This is a genomic window from Blastococcus sp. SYSU DS0552, from assembly GCF_054050815.1.
This window is the reverse complement of the sequence record NZ_JBJHAB010000020.1, coordinates 12,562-31,182: the sequence shown is the minus strand read 5'-3', so window position 1 is coordinate 31,182 and position 18,621 is coordinate 12,562. Positions and strand designations below refer to the sequence as shown.

The 18,621-nt window shown below is 73.7% G+C and carries 18 protein-coding genes and 1 tRNA gene; 13 read left to right on the top strand and 6 right to left on the bottom strand.

The genetic code is table 11. The features are described 5' to 3' along the window. Window positions 1–8 precede the first annotated feature (8 nt). Window positions 9–671: a DUF305 domain-containing protein gene (locus tag ACI8AG_RS17450; protein WP_456589231.1), complete on the top strand. Its 663-nt coding sequence runs from the start codon at window positions 9–11 to the stop codon at window positions 669–671. A gap of 70 nt (window positions 672–741) precedes the next feature. Then, window positions 742–816, top strand: a tRNA-Arg gene (locus ACI8AG_RS17445). 151 nt (window positions 817–967) lie between these two features. Here ACI8AG_RS17445 and ACI8AG_RS17440 read toward each other — a convergent pair. After that, a complete protein-coding gene (locus ACI8AG_RS17440; RefSeq protein WP_456598014.1) occupies window positions 968–1,354 on the bottom strand; it encodes a cupin domain-containing protein in 387 nt (128 codons plus the stop codon). A 262-nt stretch (window positions 1,355–1,616) separates the two neighbouring features. On the opposite strand from ACI8AG_RS17440, the gene ACI8AG_RS17435 reads away from it, so the two are divergent. From ACI8AG_RS17435 to ACI8AG_RS17420, 4 genes are all read left to right on the top strand, one after another. After that, window positions 1,617–3,248, top strand: a complete 1,632-nt coding sequence (locus tag ACI8AG_RS17435; RefSeq protein ID WP_456598013.1) for a sodium-dependent transporter — start codon at window positions 1,617–1,619, stop codon at window positions 3,246–3,248. Further along, window positions 3,245–3,379, top strand: a complete 135-nt coding sequence (locus tag ACI8AG_RS17430; RefSeq protein WP_456589234.1) for a methionine/alanine import family NSS transporter small subunit — start codon at window positions 3,245–3,247, stop codon at window positions 3,377–3,379. The genes ACI8AG_RS17435 and ACI8AG_RS17430 overlap by 4 nt, the downstream gene beginning before the upstream one ends. A gap of 84 nt (window positions 3,380–3,463) precedes the next feature. After that, complete coding sequence (locus ACI8AG_RS17425) at window positions 3,464–4,360, top strand: alpha/beta fold hydrolase (protein WP_456598012.1); 897 nt, start codon at window positions 3,464–3,466, stop codon at window positions 4,358–4,360. A 106-nt stretch (window positions 4,361–4,466) separates the two neighbouring features. After that, window positions 4,467–4,835, top strand: coding sequence for a hypothetical protein (locus tag ACI8AG_RS17420; RefSeq protein WP_456598011.1), 369 nt, complete (start codon window positions 4,467–4,469; stop codon window positions 4,833–4,835). On the opposite strand, the gene ACI8AG_RS17415 is transcribed toward ACI8AG_RS17420, so the two are convergent. After that, complete coding sequence (locus tag ACI8AG_RS17415; protein WP_456589237.1) at window positions 4,825–5,595, bottom strand: SDR family NAD(P)-dependent oxidoreductase; 771 nt, start codon at window positions 5,593–5,595, stop codon at window positions 4,825–4,827. The genes ACI8AG_RS17420 and ACI8AG_RS17415 overlap by 11 nt on opposite strands. A gap of 180 nt (window positions 5,596–5,775) precedes the next feature. Here ACI8AG_RS17415 and ACI8AG_RS17410 point away from each other — a divergent pair, with 180 nt between their 5' ends. From ACI8AG_RS17410 to ACI8AG_RS17400, 3 genes are read left to right on the top strand one after another with little or no spacing between them, the layout of a single operon-like run. Beyond that, window positions 5,776–6,198 carry a hypothetical protein gene (locus ACI8AG_RS17410; RefSeq protein WP_456598010.1) on the top strand — a complete coding sequence of 141 codons (423 nt, stop codon included), beginning with the start codon at window positions 5,776–5,778 and terminating at the stop codon, window positions 6,196–6,198. Continuing rightward, window positions 6,119–7,243, top strand: a complete 1,125-nt coding sequence (locus ACI8AG_RS17405; RefSeq protein WP_456598009.1) for an alpha/beta fold hydrolase — start codon at window positions 6,119–6,121, stop codon at window positions 7,241–7,243. Before ACI8AG_RS17410 ends, ACI8AG_RS17405 begins: the two co-directional genes overlap by 80 nt. 1 nt (window position 7,244) lies before the next feature. Beyond that, window positions 7,245–7,787 carry an N-acetyltransferase family protein gene (locus tag ACI8AG_RS17400; RefSeq protein WP_456589240.1) on the top strand — a complete coding sequence of 181 codons (543 nt, stop codon included), beginning with the start codon at window positions 7,245–7,247 and terminating at the stop codon, window positions 7,785–7,787. 5 nt (window positions 7,788–7,792) lie between these two features. Here the strand turns inward: ACI8AG_RS17400 and ACI8AG_RS17395 are convergent, their stop codons facing one another. Genes ACI8AG_RS17395 through ACI8AG_RS17380 form a run of 4 tightly spaced genes read right to left on the bottom strand, consistent with a single transcriptional unit; the run spans window position 7,793 to window position 11,927 of the window. Then, window positions 7,793–9,430 carry an ABC-F family ATP-binding cassette domain-containing protein gene (locus ACI8AG_RS17395; RefSeq protein WP_456598008.1) on the bottom strand — a complete coding sequence of 546 codons (1,638 nt, stop codon included), beginning with the start codon at window positions 9,428–9,430 and terminating at the stop codon, window positions 7,793–7,795. 31 nt (window positions 9,431–9,461) lie between these two features. Next, complete coding sequence (locus tag ACI8AG_RS17390; protein WP_456589242.1) at window positions 9,462–10,535, bottom strand: adenylate/guanylate cyclase domain-containing protein; 1,074 nt, start codon at window positions 10,533–10,535, stop codon at window positions 9,462–9,464. A 14-nt stretch (window positions 10,536–10,549) separates the two neighbouring features. Next, a complete protein-coding gene (locus ACI8AG_RS17385) occupies window positions 10,550–10,744 on the bottom strand; it encodes a hypothetical protein (RefSeq protein WP_456598007.1) in 195 nt (64 codons plus the stop codon). A 10-nt stretch (window positions 10,745–10,754) separates the two neighbouring features. After that, window positions 10,755–11,927, bottom strand: coding sequence for an MFS transporter (locus ACI8AG_RS17380; RefSeq protein WP_456598006.1), 1,173 nt, complete (start codon window positions 11,925–11,927; stop codon window positions 10,755–10,757). Between the two features lie 142 nt (window positions 11,928–12,069). Between ACI8AG_RS17380 and ACI8AG_RS17375 the strand changes: the two genes are divergently transcribed. From ACI8AG_RS17375 to ACI8AG_RS17360, 4 genes are all read left to right on the top strand, one after another. Further along, a complete protein-coding gene (locus ACI8AG_RS17375) occupies window positions 12,070–12,999 on the top strand; it encodes an ABC transporter ATP-binding protein (RefSeq protein WP_456589245.1) in 930 nt (309 codons plus the stop codon). Beyond that, on the top strand, window positions 12,996–13,760 hold the full coding sequence (locus ACI8AG_RS17370; RefSeq protein WP_456589246.1) for an ABC transporter permease: 765 nt from the start codon (window positions 12,996–12,998) through the stop codon (window positions 13,758–13,760). The genes ACI8AG_RS17375 and ACI8AG_RS17370 overlap by 4 nt, the downstream gene beginning before the upstream one ends. Before the next feature lie 69 nt (window positions 13,761–13,829). Further along, window positions 13,830–14,639 carry an ankyrin repeat domain-containing protein gene (locus ACI8AG_RS17365; protein WP_456589247.1) on the top strand — a complete coding sequence of 270 codons (810 nt, stop codon included), beginning with the start codon at window positions 13,830–13,832 and terminating at the stop codon, window positions 14,637–14,639. A 139-nt stretch (window positions 14,640–14,778) separates the two neighbouring features. Further along, window positions 14,779–18,570 carry a multifunctional oxoglutarate decarboxylase/oxoglutarate dehydrogenase thiamine pyrophosphate-binding subunit/dihydrolipoyllysine-residue succinyltransferase subunit gene (locus ACI8AG_RS17360; RefSeq protein ID WP_456589248.1) on the top strand — a complete coding sequence of 1,264 codons (3,792 nt, stop codon included), beginning with the start codon at window positions 14,779–14,781 and terminating at the stop codon, window positions 18,568–18,570. The last annotated feature ends 51 nt before the right edge of the window (window positions 18,571–18,621 follow it).

Genomic DNA, 18,621 nt, shown 5'->3' with positions numbered 1-18,621 from the left:
GTGACCCCGTGACCGCGCCCGACCGCTCGCCCACCCGCGGCCTGCGCACCGCCCTGCTCGCCGTCATCGCCGTCGGGCTGGTGCTGCTCGGCGGCGGGCTCGCCGTGGCGCTGGGCATCGGGCGGGGCACGCCCACGCCGGCCGCCGACTCGGTCGACGCCGGTTTCGCCCGGGACATGTCCCGGCACCACCTGCAGGGCGTCGAGATGGCCAACCTGGTCGACGAGCGCAGCGACGACCCCGAGCTCGAGCACCTGGCCTTCGACATCTCGGCCGCGCAGACCAACCAGGCGGGGCGGATGCAGGGCTGGCTGGCGCTCTGGGGGCTGCCCCAGTCCGGCGAGCCCATGACGTGGATGCCCGCGGACGAGCACGCCGGTCACGACATGGGCGCCATGGACACCGCCGCGGACATGCCCGGCATGGCGTCCACGGAGGAGCTGGCGGAGCTGCGGAGCCTGTCGGGCACGGAGTTCGACGTCCGGTTCCTCCAGCTGATGATCCGCCACCACCAGGGCGGCTTCGACATGGCCCGCTACGCGGCCGAGCACGCCGATGTGGAGGCCGTGCGCGACCTCGCCCGGTCGATCGAGCAGGCGCAGGGCGTGGAGACGACGACGATGACGCGGATGCTCACGGCCCGGGGCGGAACCCCCCTCCCCGAGCCGTGACCCGCGGCGCAGGAGCCGCCGCACGGGGCGGGGTCGGGGGCTGGTAACTTCTCCCCTGCCCCACCACCGAGCCCCCGTAGCTCAGGGGATAGAGCACCGCCCTCCGGAGGCGGGTGCGCAGGTTCGAATCCTGCCGGGGGCACCACCAGCCGCTGACCGTCGCCCGCGTGGACCGACCGTTGGCCGCGGACGAACAGCGGGAGAGGCCCCACCGGCCCTGGAGACGGGTGCCAGCGGGGCCTCTCGCGCGTTCCGGACGGGCCGACGCCGCCGCGCGACGCCACGGGCGTGCCGGCTCACTCCTCCCCGGAGAACCGGTACACCACGTCCTCGACCGAGTCGGTCGCGAAGGCGTACACGAAGCGCAGCGGCTCCTCCGCGGTGTTCCGGATGCCGTGCTCGGCGTTCCCGGGGATGAAGACGGCCGACCCGCCGGCCACGGGGTGCTCGACCCCGTCCAGGACGACGACCCCGGTGCCCGCGATGACGTGGTAGACCTCGGCCTGGGTGTGCCGGTGCCGACCGAGCCAGCCGGCGGGGGGCAGCTCGGCGAGGCCGGTGTAGAGCGAGGACGTCGGCGTCCGGTCCCGGCTGATCAGCACCTGGAAGGCGACGTGGCCCCGGACCGGGTCGTCCCACACCTCGGTCTCGGCCTCGGCTGCGGTGCGCACCACGGGTTCCATGCCACCGGGCTGCCCCGGGAGACGCCGGCGCAACCCCGTTCGGCGGTGCGGCGCGGCCCCGTGCTCGCCCCGCGGCCGGTCGGGAGGACGGCTCCAGGTGCCGACGACCAGGACGCTGGGGATCAGGACCCGGACCGCGGCCCGGCCCGCTAGAGTCCGGGCGTTCGACGTGGCCCCAGTTCTGGCACCTCCCGCCGACGGCCCATCGGGACCGGTGTTCGAGGTGCTCGCAGGATCGGCAGACCACCACGCAGGAGGTCAGATGAGCACGACAGCGGGAGACGGCACCCCGCAGACGCACGAGGAGCGCCGGCGCGGCGCGTTCAGCTCCCGCCGCATCTTCATCCTGGCGGCGATCGGCTCGGCGGTCGGGCTCGGCAACATCTGGCGGTTCCCCTACGTCGCCTACGAGAACGGCGGCGGCGCCTTCCTGCTGCCCTACCTGGTCGCGCTGCTCACCGCCGGCATCCCGTTCCTCCTGCTCGACTACGCGATCGGCCACCGCCACCGCGGCTCCGCGCCGCTCTCCTTCGCCCGGCTGCGCCGCGGCACCGAGGGGCTCGGCTGGTGGCAGGTGGGCATCTGCTTCGTCATCGCCGTCTACTACGCCGCGGTGCTCGCCTGGGCGCTGCGCTACACCCTCTTCTCGCTCGACCAGGCCTGGGGCGCCGACCCGGAAGGCTTCTTCTTCGGCGAGTTCCTGCAGGCCGGTGACGTCGAGGTCACCGCCGACGTGGTGCCCGGGGTGCTCGTGCCCGCGGCGCTGGTCTGGCTGGCCGTCCTCGTGATCATGGCCCTCGGCGTCCAGCGCGGGGTCGGTATGACGTCGCTGGTCCTGATCCCGGTGCTGGTGCTCGCCTTCGCCGCCCTCGTCGTGCAGGCGCTGCTGCTGCCGGGCGCGGGCGCGGGCCTCGACGCGTTCTTCACGCCGGACTGGTCGGCGCTCACCTCGGCCCCCGTCTGGGCCGCCGCGTTCGGCCAGATCTTCTTCTCGCTGTCGGTCGGCTTCGGCATCATGATCACCTACGCGTCGTACGTCCGCCGCCGCGAGGACATGATCGGCTCCGGCCTCGTCGTGGGCTTCTCGAACTCCAGCTTCGAGCTGCTCGCCGGCATCGGCGTGTTCGCCGCCCTGGGCTTCATGGCCCAGGCGAGCGGGGACGCGGTCGGCGACGTGGTCGACGGCGGGATCGGCCTGGCCTTCATCGCCTTCCCCACGATCATCAGCGAGGCGCCGGCCGGTGCCCTCCTCGGCGTCCTGTTCTTCGGGTCGCTCGTCGTCGCCGGCATCACCTCGCTGATCAGCGTGATCGAGGTGGTGATCTCGGCGGTCCGCGACAAGCTCGACACGAGCCGCCTCACCGCGACCCTCGCGGTCGGCGTGCCGGCCGCGGTGCTGAGCCTGGTGCTCTTCAGCACGACGAGCGGTATCTACGTGCTCGACGTCGTCGACCGCTTCGTCAACCAGTACGGCATCCTCGTCGTGGCGCTCGTCAGCATGCTGGTCGTCTCCTGGCTGGTGCGGGCTCTGCCCCGTCTCAGCGAGCACCTCAACGTCCACGGCCGGCCCCGGGTCGGCACCGGCTGGCGGGTGCTGACCAGCGTCGTCGCCCCGGCGGGCCTGGCCATCGTGCTCGTCTTCACGGTGCGAGAGGACCTCACCGCGCCCTACGGGGCCGGGGACTACCCGACGTGGCTGCTGCTGGTCTTCGGCTGGTTGATGGCTGTGGCGCTCCCGCTGGTCGGCTTCCTCCTCGCCCGGCTGCCGTGGCGCTCCGGGACCCACCTGGACGGGCCGCCACCCGGCTCCGACCCCGCGGCGCCGCTGCACGCGACCTCCGCGGCGGACCCGAACCGCCCGGGAACCGGGCACGACGAGGGAGGCCGGCGATGAGCGCCGAGGCGATCGCGATGATGGTGGTGGCGATGGTCGTCATCTGGGGCGGCCTCGTGCTGGCCGTCGCCAGCCTGCTGCGCCACGGGAACGTCGAGGACCGCGCCGAGAACGGGCACCGGGACCGCTGACCCGGCGCACACGGCAGGCCTGACAGCCCCTCGCCCGCCCGGGCCGCGACCTGAGTGCCGGACGGCTGCACTAGCGTCCGTTGCATGGAGACCAGCGGCATCCACATGGCCCGGGTGAGCGATCTCGAGCTCGCCTACGAGACGTTCGGCGAGACGGCGGATCCGCCGGTCCTGCTCGTCATGGGGCTGGCCACCCAGATGATCGGCTGGCCCGACGACTTCTGCCGCGGCCTGGCCGAGCAGGGGCTGTTCGTCATCCGCTTCGACAACCGCGACATCGGGCTGTCCACCCACCTCGACGGCGCCGGCGCCCCGGACGTCCTGGCGATCCTCGGCGGCGACCGCTCCTCGGTCGCGTACTCGTTGACCGACCTCGCCGAGGACACCGTCGGCCTGCTCGACACCCTCGGCCTCGACAGCGCGCACGTCGTCGGCGCCTCGATGGGCGGGATGATCGCCCAGCTGGTGGCCATCTCCCACCCCGACCGGGTGCGCAGCCTTACCTCGATCATGTCGACCACCGGCGACCCGGCCGTGGGCGCCCCGGACGAGGCCGCGATGGGGGTGCTCCTGGCCGCACCGGCGGGCGACCGCGAGGGCGCGATCCAGCGCGTCGTGGACACCTACCGGGTGATCGGCTCTCCTGGCTTCGAGTTCGACGAGGCCGCGGTGCGCGACCGGGCCGGGCTCTCCTTCGACCGGGCGTACGACCCGGCCGGCGTGGCCCGGCAGCTGGCCGCCATCCTCACCACGCACGACCGGACCGCCGACCTCGCCCGGGTCGCCGTGCCCACCCTCGTGATCCACGGCGAGCAGGACAGCCTGGTGAACGTCTCCGGCGGTCGCGCGACGGCTGCGGCGGTCCCGGGGGCGGAGCTGCTGGTCGTCGACGGCATGGGCCACGACCTGCCGCGCGAGGTCTGGCCGCAGCTCACCGACCGGATCACCGCGCTGATCGAGCGCGTCGAACGCCGAGCGTGACCGCCGCTCCGGCGGCCCTACCGGTGACCGGCGGAACCGCATAGCGTCGGACAACTGTGAACTGGGTCACCATCGAGGTCTTCGACGGCGGCACCCCCGCCTCGGGATGGCTGCGCGCCTGGCACGACCTGCTCGTCGAGACGGCGGTGCGTCCGGCGCCCGGTTCTGGGACGAGCACGAGCACCGCTGGGGCGTCGTCCTGGAGTTCGTCTTCGACGAGGAGGGCCAGCGCGACGGCTTCCGCGACGCACCGGCGGTGCGGGCGGCGCTCGACGCCGCGCCCGACCCGGTCAACGGCGTCCTGGTCTACCCGCACCGGGGCGGCGGGAGCGGCAGCCGCCACCCCCGCCGCCCGCGACCGCTGCGCGACAGCGGGGCGGCCGCGCTGCCGGAACCGGACCCCGACGCCGACCGGGTCCGCCCGTGCACCGCCCGCGCCGACCTCGCCGCCGCGGACCCGTCGCTCAGCTGGTGAGCATCCCGCCCTCGACCGGGATGGTGGTGCCGGTGACGTACCCGCCGGCGTCGCTGACCAGGAAGACCAGCGCAGCGGCGAGCTCCTCGGGCTCGCCCTTCCGCCCGACGAGGACCCGGGACAGCTGCGACTCCAGGTAGCCCTCGGGGTACTGGTCGGTCATCTCCGAGGTGAAGAACCCCGGCGCCAGCGCGTTGACGCGGATGCCCTTGCGCCCGGTCCACTGCTGGGCGAGGTCACGGGTCAGCCCGATCAGCCCCGCCTTGCTCGCGGCGTAGGCCGCCTGCGGCAGGCCGGCCGTGGTCAGCCCCAGCACGCTGGAGATGTTGACGATGGAGCTGCCGGGCTGCATCACCCGGCCGCAGGCCTGGGCCATCCAGTAGCAGCCGTTGAGGTTGACGTCGATGACCTGCCGGAACTGCTCGGGCGTCTCCCGGGTCGCCGGCGCGGCGGTGCCCACACCGGCGTTGTTCACCAGGATGTCGACCTTGCCGAACTCCGCCACGGCCGCGTCGACGAGGGCCTGGCAGTCCTCGGGCCGGGACACGTCGGTGGCCACGCTGATCGCGCGCCGCCCGGCCGCCTCCACCGCGCGCTGGGTGTCGGCCAGCCGGTCGACCCGGCGGGCCCCCAGCGCGACGTCGCAGCCGGCCTCGGCCAGGGTGCGGGCGAAGACCGCCCCCAGCCCGGAGGACGCCCCCGTCACGATGGCGACGCGGTCGTCGAGGCGGAACAGGTCGAGGATCGAGCGGTCGGGCATGAGCGGGGATCTCCTCGCAGACGATGGGGTGTCCCGCCACCGTATCGGCCGTGTGCGGTAGATCACCGGTCGAGCCGGGTAGGGGCGCTGGGTCCAGACACCGGGCACAGGGAGACCGACCATGACCGACCTCGCGCAGCAGCCGCTCGACCGCGCGGCGCCGGCGACCGGGGAGCGCCGGTGAGCGCCCCGATGTGGCGGCAGGCCTACGACGCCGCCGAGCGCGCGATCGCGCCCCGGGCCGACGACCTGGTCCGCAGCGAGTACTTCTCCCTGGCCACCGCGCTGCTGCGCCGCGCGCAGACCGTCGCGGGCAGTTCCGTCCGGGACCTGAGCGCGCGCGCCTGGCACCTGGTCAACCTGCCCGCGGGCAGCGACATCAGCCGACTGCGCGCGCAGATCGGCTCCCTGGACCGCGAGGTGCGCCGGCTGACCATCCAGCTGGAGCAGGAGCGGCGACGCGGCTCTCCGACGCGCCCCGGCCCGGCCCGAACGACGACCGCCCCGACCACGGAGGACAGCGATGCCGACGGTGCCCAGCCCGCAGACGGTGCTCGACCGCGTCCGGCGCGACGTCGAGCGCAACACCCTGCGCGCCCGTAACGGCATCAAGCTCGTCGCCGGCGTCGACCGGCCCGGTGTCGGGCAGACCCCCAAGGACGTCGTCTGGCAGCGGGGCCGCACCCAGCTCTGGCACTACCGCAACGACCCCGACACCTATGGCGGCGTCCGCTACGGGCCACCGCTGCTGATCGTGTTCAGCATGATCAGCAAGAGCTACATCCTCGACCTGACGCCCGGCAACAGTTTCGTGGAGCAGCTGCTGAAGGCCGGTTTCGACGTGTACATGCTCGACTGGGGCGAGCCCGACGAGCGCGACGCGGGCAACGGCCTCGAGGACTACGTCGACGACTACATCCCCGCCGGGGTCGACCGCGTCCTCGAGCTCTCCGGCGCCGACGAGGTCAACCTGTTCGGCTACTGCTTCGGCGGGAACCTGGCCCTGCTCTACGCCGCGCACCACCCCGACGCGCCGCTGCGCAGCCTCACCGTGCTGGCGACACCGGTCGACTTCCGGCACATGGGGCCGCTCGCCGACATCTTCGCCGTCGGCGGGATGGACGTCGGCTCGGTCCTCGACGCGGACGGCAACGTCCCGCCCTCGGTCGTCGTCCAGGGTTTCCGGGCGCTGACCCCGACGGCGGAGGTGACCCGCTACGTCACCCTGTGGGAGCGGCTCTGGAACGACGAGTACGTCGCCTCCTACCAGGCGATGACGGGGTGGTCGGACGACCACGTGCCCTTCCCCGGCGCCGCCGCGCGGCAGACGGCGGAGATGCTGGTGCGGAACAACGGCATGGTCGACGACCGGCTCGCCGTGGGCGGGGACCCGGTGCACCTCGCCGACATCCAGGTGCCGTTCCTGTCCGTGCGGGCCAACCGCGATCACATCGTGCCGCCGGACGCCACCGCACCGCTGATCGACCTGGTCGGCTCCCCCGACAAGCACGAGCTCTGCCTCGACGCCGGACACATGGGGCTGGTCGTCGGGCGCACCGCGGCGAAGACCACGGTGCCCACGATCATCGACTTCGTCCGCCGGCGCAGCGACCCGCTCGACGCCGACGAGACCAGCCAGGAGGCCTGACGTGACGGTGGTGGAACTGGGACCCGATCGCTGCGACGCGCTGCTGCGGTTCTTCGGTGACCTCCCCGAAGGGGACCTGACCTTCATCAAGGAGGAGGTCACCGACCCCGAGACCGTCCGTTCGTGGGCGACCGGTGACTCCGCCGGCGGCCGCTGGGTGGCGGTCGAGGGCGACGAGGTGACCGGTTACGTCGCCGTCCGGCCGCTGCCCGGCTGGTCGGACCACGTCGGCGAGGTCCGCCTGGTCGTCGCCCCGTCCCGCCGCGGCAGCGGGCTCGGGCGGGAGCTGGCCCGGCAGGCCCTGGTCGGCGCGGTCTCCTCGGGGCTGTCGAAGCTCGTCGTCGAGGTGGTCGCCGAGCAGGGGGCGGCGCTGGCGCTCTTCAGCGACCTCGGCTTCAGCGGTGAGGCCCTGCTGCGCGACCACATCCGCGATCGCAGCGGCGAGCTGCGCGACCTGATGGTGCTGGCGCACCACGTGTCCGACACGTGGGCGGGCATGGACACCGTCGGCATCGCCGACGAACTCGGGGCCCCCGCCGGCTGACCGGCTCAGCGCTCGGTGACCCGCCCGCCGTCGACCTCGAGCCGGCGGTCGGTGACGACGGCGGCGAGCATCCGCCGGTCGTGGGTGACCAGCAGCAGCGTGCCCGTGTAGCCGGCCAGCGCCTGCTCCAGCTGCTCGATCGCCGGCAGGTCGAGGTGGTTGGTCGGCTCGTCGAGCACCAGCACGTTGATGCCTCGGGCCTGCAGCAGCGCCAGGGCGGCGCGGGTGCGCTCCCCCGGCGACAGGGTGACCGCCGGGCGCAGCACGTGGTCGGCGGTGAGGCCGAACTTCGCCAGCAGCGTCCGCACCTCCGCCGTCGGCCAGTCGGGGACCTCCGCGCCGAACGCGTCGAGCAGCTGCTCCGGACCGAGGAAGCGTTCCCGGGCCTGGTCGATCTCGCCGATCCGGACCGACGGCCCGAGCGACGCCGACCCCTCGTCCAGGGGAACGCGGCCGAGCAGAGCGGCCAGCAGGGTCGACTTCCCCGATCCGTTGGCGCCGGTGATCGCCACCCGGTCGCCCCAGTCGACCTGCAGGTCCACCGGGCCGAGGGTGAAGCCGCCCCGGCGGACGACGGCGCCGCGCAGCGTGGCGACGACGGCGCCGGCCCGCGGCGCGGCGGCGATCTCCATGCGGAGCTCCCACTCCTTGCGGGGCTCCTCGACCACGTCCAGCCGCTCGATCATCCGCTCGGTCTGCTTGGCCTTGGCCGCCTGCTTCTCCGCCGAGGCCCGGTTGTGCGCCTTGATGAACTTGTCGGGGTCCTTCTGCTTCTTGACCGCGTCGCGGACACCCTTGGCCATCCAGTTGCGCTGCATCCGGGCGCGCGCCTCCAGCCCCGCCTTGGTCTCGGCGAACTCCTCGTACTCCTCGCGCGCGTGCCGGCGGGCGACCTCCCGCTCTGCCAGGTACGCCTCGTAGCCGCCGTCGTGCACCCGCACCAGCTGCTGGGCGAGGTCGAGCTCGACGATCCGGTTGGCCGTGCGGGCGAGGAACTCGCGGTCGTGGCTGACGACGACGACACCGGCCCGGGAACCGGTCACGAACCGCTCCAGCTGGTCGAGCCCGGCGAGGTCCAGGTCGTTGGTCGGCTCGTCGAGCAGCAGGAGGTCGTAGCGGGACAGCAGCAGCGAGGCCAGCCCCACGCGCGCGGCCTGCCCGCCGGAGAGCCCGGTCATCAGCGCGTCCAGCGCGACGCCGGGCGCCACCTCGGCGACCACCTCGGCCGCCCGTTCCTCGAGGTCCGCGCCGCCGAGCGCGAGCCAGCGCTCGAGTGCGTCGCCGTACGCGTCGTCGGCGCCCGCCGCGCCGGCGGTGAGCGCATCGGTCGCGGCGTCCAGGGCCGCCTGCGCGGCCGTGACACCGGTCCGCCGGGCGAGCGCGGCGAGGACCGTCTCCCCCTGTCGCCGCTCGTGCTCCTGCGGGAGGTAGCCCAGGGTGGCCGTCGGCGGGCTGAGGGCGATGCTGCCGGCCTCGGCGGCGAGCTCCCCGGCCAGGGTGCGCAGCAGCGTGGACTTGCCCGCGCCGTTCACCCCGACCAGGCCGACGACATCGCCCGGGGCGACGACGAGATCGAGGTCGGAGAAGAGCACGCGGGCGCCGTGGCCGGCCGCCAGTCCGCGGGCGACGAGGGTGGCGCTCACCCCTCCAGCCTGCCAAGCCGCCCGGTCGGGGTCAGCCCCGGCTCGCCGACGGGTCGTCCTCGACGTCGAAGGCGTCGTCGCCGTAGCCGCTGTCGGCGTCCTCGCCGCTCGTCGTCCTGCTCCGCCGAACCAGCCACGGCTGGAGGTGGTCGTAGCCGCGCACCGAGACCCGGCGGAGCGGCCGCACCCGGTAGTCCGGCAGCCCGCGCAGCCGGTCGGCGAGGTCCCGGTCGACCAGCAGCGCGCCGGGCCGGGCGAGCGAGGTGAGCCGGCTGGCGAGGTTCACGACCGGCGAGTAGACGTCGCCGAGGCGGGTGAGCACCGCCCCGTAGGCGGCTCCCACCCGCAGCGGCGGACGGTCGGCGGCCGCCCAGGCGTCAGGGAGTTCCAGTCCGATGTCCGCGGCGTCCGTGGCCGACCAGGCGGTGAACAGCACGCCGTCACCGACGGTCTTCACGACGCGGCCGTGGTGCCGGGCGATCACCTCGGCGGCGGTGCTCTCGAAGTCCTCCACCATCGCGCCCAGCTCGCGGCCGCCCATGCCGCGGCTGCGGGAGGTGTAGCCGACCAGGTCGGCGAACCCCACCGCCAGCTCCCGCCGGTCGCCGGGGCCGGTGGCCGCGAGCAGCCGGTCGACGTTGGCCACGAGGTGCCGGCGCCAGACGTAGTCCTGCACCTCGCGCAGCCGGGGCAGGAGCGCCTGCGCGGCCGCCACCGCGCGCTCGGTGGTCGCGGCCGGGTCCTCGCCGGCCTGCGCGCCGCGGAGCAGCGCGTCGGCCAGCATGTCGGTCTGCCAGTCGGCCAGCCGGGACAGCGACTGCCCCATCGCCCGCGCGATGGAGGCCTCGCTCTCCGGGTCGACGAAGCCGGAGTCGATCAGTGTCGACAGCACCCCGAGAGCGGCGATGTCGGCGTCGGTGAAGGCGGGGTCGTCGTCGGCGGCGTCGGGGAAACCCAGCGCCCGCCAGAGCCGCTGGGTCCGCTCCGGCGGCATCCCCGCCATCCGGCCGACCTCCAGCCGGGTGTACCGGCGCGGCCCGCCGAGCAGGAGCCGCTCCAGCGCCTCCCGGGCGCCGGGGTCCGGACCCTCCCCGGGATCAACCATGCCCGTCGCAGACCTCAGTCGGTGGTGTGCACGATCAGCGCACCGCGACCGCGGGTGGCATCGGCCGGCACGGAGCCCAGCAGCCGGCCGACCAGCGTCGCCCCGCAGGCGCCGGCCAGCGCTCCTGCCCGGGCGACGGCGCGCAGCGAGGACTGCGAGCCGTCGGCTCCGACGACGACCGTGGAGTAGGCGGTCACGGGCTCGCTCACGGCGGGCACTCTAGGGGACGACGACCGCCCGTGTGCCCGGGGTCACGCGGGCGGGGCCGGTGCGGCCGGCCAGGAGCGCCACCGCGGCGAGCAGCAGCGGCAGCAGCGCCAGCGCCGCGGAGAGCCCCACCAGCTCGGCCAGGCCCCCGATCGCCGGCGGGCCGAGCAGGAAGCCGAGGTACCCGGGGGTGCTCACCGCGGCGAGCGCCGGCCCGGCCTCCGGCTCGCCCTCCGCCGCGGCGGAGAAGACCAGGGGGACCGTGCAGGCCAGCCCGGCCCCCAGGGCGGCGAAGCCGACCAGCACCACGGCGACGGTCGGGCCGGCGACCACCAGCACCCCGCCGGCCGTGGCCACCAGTGCCGAGGTGCGGACGGTGCGGACCCTCCCCCACGCAGCGACGACGCGGTCGCCCGCCAGCCGGCCGGCCACCATCGTCAGGCTGAAGGCGGTGAACGCCAGCCCCGCCACCCCGGCGGAGGCACCCAGTTCGTCGCGCAGGTGGACCGCGCTCCAGTCGCCGACCGCGCCCTCCGCGAGGAGGACGACCAGCGCGATGAGGGCCAGCGGCAGGAGCCGGCCGCGGGGCCACGCGAACAGCGGCCCCGCCTCCCCCTCGGTTCGTTGCTCCCGCAGCAGCGCCGGGAACAGCGGCGCGGTCAGGAGCAGCAGCGCCAGGCCGGTGCCGCCCAGGTGCCAGGGCAGCCCGACGTCCCCCGCCGCGGCCAGCGAACCGGTCAGCGACCCCACCAGGGCCCCGGCCGAGAACGCCGCGTGGAACGACGACATCACCGGCCGGGCGATCGCCCGCTCGACCGTGACGGCCTGGGCGTTCATGGCCACGTCCAGGCCGCCGAACGCCAGCCCGAACACCAGCAGCGCCGGGACCAGCCAGGGCAGCGACGGCGCCAGCCCCAGCAGGACCGGGACCGCGAAGAAGGCCAGCGCGGTGGCCACCGTCGTCGTCCGGCTGCCGAGCCTGGCACTGAGCGCACCGACCAGCGGCATGGCGATCAGCGCCCCGACCGCCGGCACGAGCAGGGCGCCGCCGAGTGCTGCGTCGGAGAGCCCGAGGGCGGTCTTGACCGCGGGGATCCGCACCGCCCAGTTCCCGAAGAGGGCACCGTTCGCCGCGAAGACGACGGTCACCGCCAGCCGCGCACGCCCCAGCCGCACCGGTCCCACGCACCCAGTCGACCACGTGGCGGGGAACGTGCACCCACGGGCTCCCGGAAGGTCACCCGCGTGCGCTTGGATGGGTGGGGAACACGGGCCAGCAGACGAGGAGAGCGACATTTCCACCGCCCCCGCCCCCACGACCGGCCCCGTGCGGGTCGAGGTCCAGGGGCTCACCAAGTCCTTCGGCGCCGTCCGGGCGGTGAGCGATCTCGGGTTCACCGTCGAGCCGGGCACCGTCACCGGGTTCCTCGGCCCCAACGGCGCGGGGAAGACCACGACGCTGCGCATGCTGCTCGGGCTCGTGCAGCCCGACGCGGGCACCGCCACGTTCAACGGCACCCCGTACGCGGGCCTGCGGGAGCCGATCCGCACCGTCGGGGCGGTCCTGGAGACGGCGTTCCACCCCGCCCGCTCCGGCCGCAACCACCTGCGCGTCTACTGCCGCGCCGCCGGGCTGCCGCTGCAGCGCGCGGACGCGGTGCTGGCCCAGGTCGGCCTGGCCGACGCCGGCGGCCGCCGGGCGGGCGGCTACTCCCTCGGCATGCGCCAGCGGCTCGGTCTGGCGACGGCGCTGCTGGGCGACCCCGCCGTCCTCGTGCTCGACGAGCCCGCCAACGGGCTGGACCCCGAGGGGATCCAGTGGCTGCGCGGCTTCCTCCGCCACCTCGCGCACGAGCAGGGCCGCACCGTGCTGGTCTCCAGCCACCTCCTCGCCGAGGTCGAGCAGACCGCCGATCGCGTCGTCATCGTCGGCGCCGGCCGGCTGGTCCGCGAGGCCTCGATGGAGCAGCTCCGCTCCGGCGCCGAGAGCGGCGGCACGGTGCTGGTGCGCAGCCCGGAGATCGCGCGGCTGGCCGAGTCGCTGCGCGCCGCGGGCATGCCGGTCACCCTCGACGGCGACTCCCTGACCGTCTCCGGCCGGACCACCGCCGAGGTCGGCGCCCGCGCCTTCGCCGCCGGGGTGGAGCTGCACGAGCTGCGCTCCCGCACCAGCGGCCTCGAGGAGATCTACTTCCAGCTCACGGCCGGCCAGGAGCAGTACGCCGCCGGCGCCACGTCCCCGGAGGTCTCCCGATGACCGACCTCGTCCGCGCCGAGTGGACCAAGCTCTTCACCACCCGGGTGTGGATCGGGCTGCTGATCGGCGCCTGCGTCCTGGCCGGCGGTTTCACGGCACTGTTCACCGCCCTGGCCGGCGTGGAGCAGCAGGGCCAGCCGGGACTGCCGGCGGTCGGCACCCCCGCCTACGAGGAGCTGATCTTCTCCGTCGGCTCCAACGCCAGCGTGCTGCTGCTCATCCTCGGCATCATCGGGATGACCCAGGAGTACCGGCACCGCACCGCGACCCCCACCTTCCTGACGACCCCGCACCGCGGCCGGGTGGTCGGCGCGAAGCTGCTCGCGTACGCGCTCGTCGCCCTCCCGTTCGCGCTGGTGGTCCTGGCGGTCAACGTCCTGGTCGCGGTCGTCTACGCGGGTGCCCGCGGGGCCACGCCGTCCCTGGCCGGGGACAACCTGCGCACCATCGCCCTGTCGGGTCTGGTGCTGGTCCTGTTCACCGTGATCGGCGTCGGGGTCGGCGCGCTGCTGCGCAACCAGGTCGGCGCGATCGTCGGTGCGCTGGTCTACCTCTACGTCGTGGAGCCGATCGTGGCCTCCGTCGGGGCCATCCAGGCGGCCTACAAGTGGCTGCCCGGCGGGGCGGTGCAGGCCCTCACGTCCGACTTCGAGGCACCCGAGTTGCTGACGCCGTGGCAGGGCGGCCTCCTGCTGCTCGGTTACGGTCTCCTGGCGGCGTTCCTGGGCACCTTCCTGGCGGTCCGCCGCGACATCGCCTGAGGCGCCAGTGGCAGGCCTACGACCCCTGCTCCGGTCGAACAGCAGCCCCGAACGCAGAACGGAGAACGCGTGACCACTCGCATGACGGTCCAACGACTCGGCCGGCTGATCGCCGACGGGGAGACAGATGCCGTCCGGACGGCGGTCGCCGAGTCGCCTCAGCTGGTCCAGGGCACCGTCGAGCGCGACGGCCAGGACGGCTGGACCCCGCTGCACCTGGCGGTCGCCTGCGACCGGGTCGACGTCGTCCGCGTGCTGGCCGGGGCGGGCGCCGACCTCTCGGCCCGCACCGACCAGCACCGCACGCCGCTGCACCTGGCGCTCGAGCACGCGCCCGGGCTGGTCCCGGTGCTGGTGGAGCTGGGCGCGGTGGTCGACGCCCCCAGCGCGGCCTACCTCGACGACGTCGACCGGCTCACCGCCGAGCTCGACGGCGGCGCAGCGCTGACCGACCCGGCCACGGGGGTCGACCTGCTCGCGTGGGCCGCGTTCGGCGGCGCCGCCGGCACCGCCCGGCTGCTGCTGGCACGCGGCGCCGACCCCGATGGCGGCGCGCTGCACGCGGCCGCCACCGGCCGCAGCGCGGAGCTGGTGCGGCTCCTCCTGGACGCCGGCGCGGACGTCGACCGCCGGGATCCCGACACCGGCCGCACGCCGCTGCACGCGGCGGTCGCGGCGGGCGCCACGGGGGACGTGCCCGAGATCGTCCGGCTGCTGCTGGACGCGGGAGCCGACGTCAACGCCACCACCCACGACGGTGCCAGCGCGCTGGACATCAGCCGCGTGGCGGCGGCCCGGCACCGGCGGGCCGACGAGCACGAGGCCAGCGGCAACGACGCCCTGGTCGAACTGCTCGTGGCCCACGGCGCGACGCACTGACCACCATGCGGGACGGGCGCGCGGTTCCCGCTCCGTGCCGGGTCGGCGACCCGGCACGGGCGTAGACTCGACACCCGGTCCAGCGACGCCCCTCAGACGCAGCCCCAAGACGAAGAAGGCACTCGACCCCGTGTCAAGCGTGAACTCATCCCGCCCGTCGTCCACCTCGTCCCCGGTCGCCGGTTTCGGCACCAACGAGTGGCTGGTCGAGGAGATGTACCAGCAGTTCCTCGCCGACCCGTCCAGCGTCGATCAGGCGTGGCACGAGTTCTTCGCCGACTACCGGCCGGGCAGCCCCGTCGGTGGCGGTGACCGCGAGCAGGCGCCGCCCGCCAAGGGCGCCCCCGCACCGGCGTCCCCGCCGCAGTCCGCTCCGGCGCCCAGCGCGGCGCCGGAGCCCGCCGGCGCGGCAGCGCCGGACGTCCAGCGCCCGGCCGCCGGGTCCGAGCCGACCGGGAGCGCACCCGTGCAGAAGAGCAACCCGAAGCCCGCCGCCCCCGCGCAGAAGGCCGCCCCCGCGGAGAAGGCCGCCCCCGCCGCCAAGCCGGCGCCCAAGCCGTCGGCCGGCGACGGCAAGCAGTCCCCGCTGCGCGGCGCTGCCGCCGCGGTGGTCAAGAACATGAACGCCTCGCTGACCGTGCCGACGGCGACGAGCGTGCGCGCGGTCCCGGCGAAGCTGCTGGTCGACAACCGCATCGTCATCAACAACCACCTGGCCCGCGCACGCGGGGGCAAGGTCTCCTTCACGCACCTGATCGGCTACGCGCTGATCCGGGCGCTCGACGCGTTCCCGAACATGAACAGCGCCTTCGCCGAGGTCGACGGCAAGCCGGTGCTGGTGGCGCCCGAGCACGTCAACTTCGGGCTCGCCATCGACCTGCCCAAGCCCGACGGCTCGCGGTCCCTGGTGGTGGCGTCGATCAAGGCCGCCGAGGAGATGGACTTCGCCGCCTTCTGGGCCGCCTACGAGGACATCATCCGGCGCGCCCGGAACAACAAGCTGACGATGGAGGACTTCTCCGGCACCACGATCAGCCTGACCAACCCGGGCACGATCGGCACCAACCACTCGGTGCCGCGGCTGACCGCCGGGCAGGGCGCGATCATCGGCGTGGGGGCCATGGAGTACCCCGCCGAGTTCCAGGGGATGAGCCCCGAGGTGCTCACGGACATGGGCGTCTCGAAGATCATCACGCTCACCTCGACCTACGACCACCGGATCATCCAGGGCGCGGAGTCCGGCGACTTCCTGCGCAAGCTGCACTCGCTGCTGCTGGGTGAGGACGGCTTCTACGACGAGGTCTTCCGCTCGCTGCGGATCCCCTACGAGCCGGTGCGCTGGATGCCGGACGTGCGGGTCACGCGCGAGGGGCAGATCGACAAGGAAGCCCGGGTCATCGAGGTCATCGAGTCCTACCGGCGCAACGGCCACCTCATGGCCGACACCGACCCGCTCGAGTTCAAGGTCCGCACCCACCCCGACCTCGACATCCTCCAGCACGGTCTCACCCTGTGGGACCTGGACCGGACGTTCCCGGTCGGCGGTTTCGCCGGTGAGCGGCTCATGCCGCTGCGGGACATCCTCGGCGTGCTGCGCAACTCCTACTGCCGCACGGTCGGCGTGGAGTACATGCACATCACCGATCCCGAGGAGCGCGAGTGGCTCCAGCAGCGGATCGAGATCAAGCACGAGCAGCCCGACCGCGAGAAGCAGAAGCACGTGCTCGGCCGGCTGAACGCCGCCGAGGCGTTCGAGACCTTCCTGCAGACGAAGTACGTCGGGCAGAAGCGGTTCAGCCTGGAGGGCGGGGAGTCGGTCATCCCGATCCTCGACGAGGTGCTCATCGCCGGCACCGACCACGGGCTCGACGAGGTCGCGATCGGCATGGCCCACCGCGGCCGGCTCAACGTCCTGGCCAACGTGCTCGGCAAGAGCTACGCCAAGATCTTCGGTGAGTTCGAGGGCAACATCGACCCGGGCACGGTCCAGGGCTCCGGCGACGTGAAGTACCACCTCGGCGCCACCGGGACGTTCCGCAACCCGTTCCGCACCGACGCCGAGATCGCCGTCTCGCTGGCCAGCAACCCGTCCCACCTGGAGACGGTCAACCCCGTCCTCGAGGGCATCGTCCGCGCGAAGCAGGACATGATCGACAAGGGCGAGCAGGGCTTCACGGTCCTGCCGCTCCTGCTGCACGGCGACTCCGCGTTCGCCGGCCAGGGCGTGGTCCAGGAGACGCTGAACCTCTCCCAGCTCCGCGGCTACCGCACCGGCGGCACCGTGCACGTCGTCATCAACAACCAGGTCGGCTTCACCACCAGCCCCGGCTCGGCGCGCTCGACGCTCTACTCGACCGACGTCGCGCGGATGGTCAACGCCCCGATCTTCCACGTGAACGGGGACGACCCCGAGGCCTGCGTGCGGGTGGCCCGGCTGGCGGTCGAGTACCGGCAGCAGTTCAAGAAGGACGTCGTCATCGACCTCGTCTGCTACCGCCGGCGCGGGCACAACGAGGGTGACGACCCCTCGATGACCCAGCCGCAGATGTACGACATCATCGACCGCAAGCGCTCGGTCCGGAAGCTCTACACCGAGGCGCTGGTCGGTCGCGGCGACATCACGCTCGAGGAGGCCGAGGAGGCCCTCAAGGACTACCGCGGCCAGCTGGAGCGCGCCTTCGCCGAGACCCACGACGCGCAGGACTCCTCCAAGCCCGAGCCGGTGATGGACCCGCGCACGCCGCAGGAGTCCACGGTGCAGACGGCCGTCACGCAGGAGGTCCTCAAGACCATCGGTGACGCGCACGTCTCCTTCCCACCGGACTTCACGCCGCACCCGAAGCTGCAGAAGATGCTGGAGAAGCGGGCCGCGATGGCCAGCGAGGGCGGCATCGACTGGGCCATGGGCGAGTTGCTGGCGTTCGGCTCGCTGCTGATGGAGGGCGTGCCCGTCCGGCTGGCCGGGCAGGACTCCCGCCGCGGCACCTTCGTGCAGCGCCACTCGGTGCTCATCGACCGGGAGAACGGCGCGGAGTACACCCCCCTGGCCAACCTGACCGAGGACCAGGCGAAGTTCTTCGTCTACGACTCGCTGCTGAGCGAGTACGCGGCGCTGGGCTTCGAGTACGGCTACTCGGTGGCCAACACCAAGGCACTGGTGCTCTGGGAGGCCCAGTTCGGCGACTTCGTCGACGGCGCCCAGATGGTCATCGACGAGTTCATCAGCTCCGGCGAGGCCAAGTGGGGCCAGCGCTCCGGCGTCGTCCTGCTGCTGCCGCACGGCATGGAGGGTCAGGGTCCCGACCACTCCAGCGGCCGCATCGAGCGGTTCCTGCAGCTGTCGGCGGAGAACAACATGACCGTCGCCAACTGCACGACCCCGGGCAACTACTTCCACCTGCTCCGCCGTCAGGCCCTGTCGGACGTGCACCGGCCGCTGGTCGTCTTCACGCCGAAGTCGCTGCTGCGGGCGAAGGCGGCGGTCAGCCCGGTCGCGGACTTCACCGAGCAGAACTTCCGCCCGGTGCTGCCCGACACGGGGGTCGGCGGGGAGGCCCTGGACGCCGGCGCGGTGAAGCGCGTGCTCCTCTGCAGCGGCAAGGTCGCCTACGACCTCATGGCACAGCGGGAGTCCGACGGCCGCGCCGACACCGCGATCGTGCGGGTCGAGCAGCTGTACCCGCTGCCGGCCGAGCAGATCCGCACCGAGCTGGAGCGCTACCCGAACGCCACCGACGTGGTGTGGGTGCAGGAGGAGCCGGCGAACATGGGCGCCTGGCAGTTCATGGCCGTCAACCTGCCCGAGGAGCTGCCGGAGGGGCGGAAGCTGCGTCGGGTCAGCCGCCGGGCGTCGGCCAGCCCGGCGGTCGGCTCGGCGAAGGTGCACGAGGTCGAGCAGCGCAAGCTGGTCGCCGAGGCCTTCGCCGGCTGACCTGGCCGGCTGAGCCGGCACCGGACCGTGCGACGCCCGGTCCCCGATCCG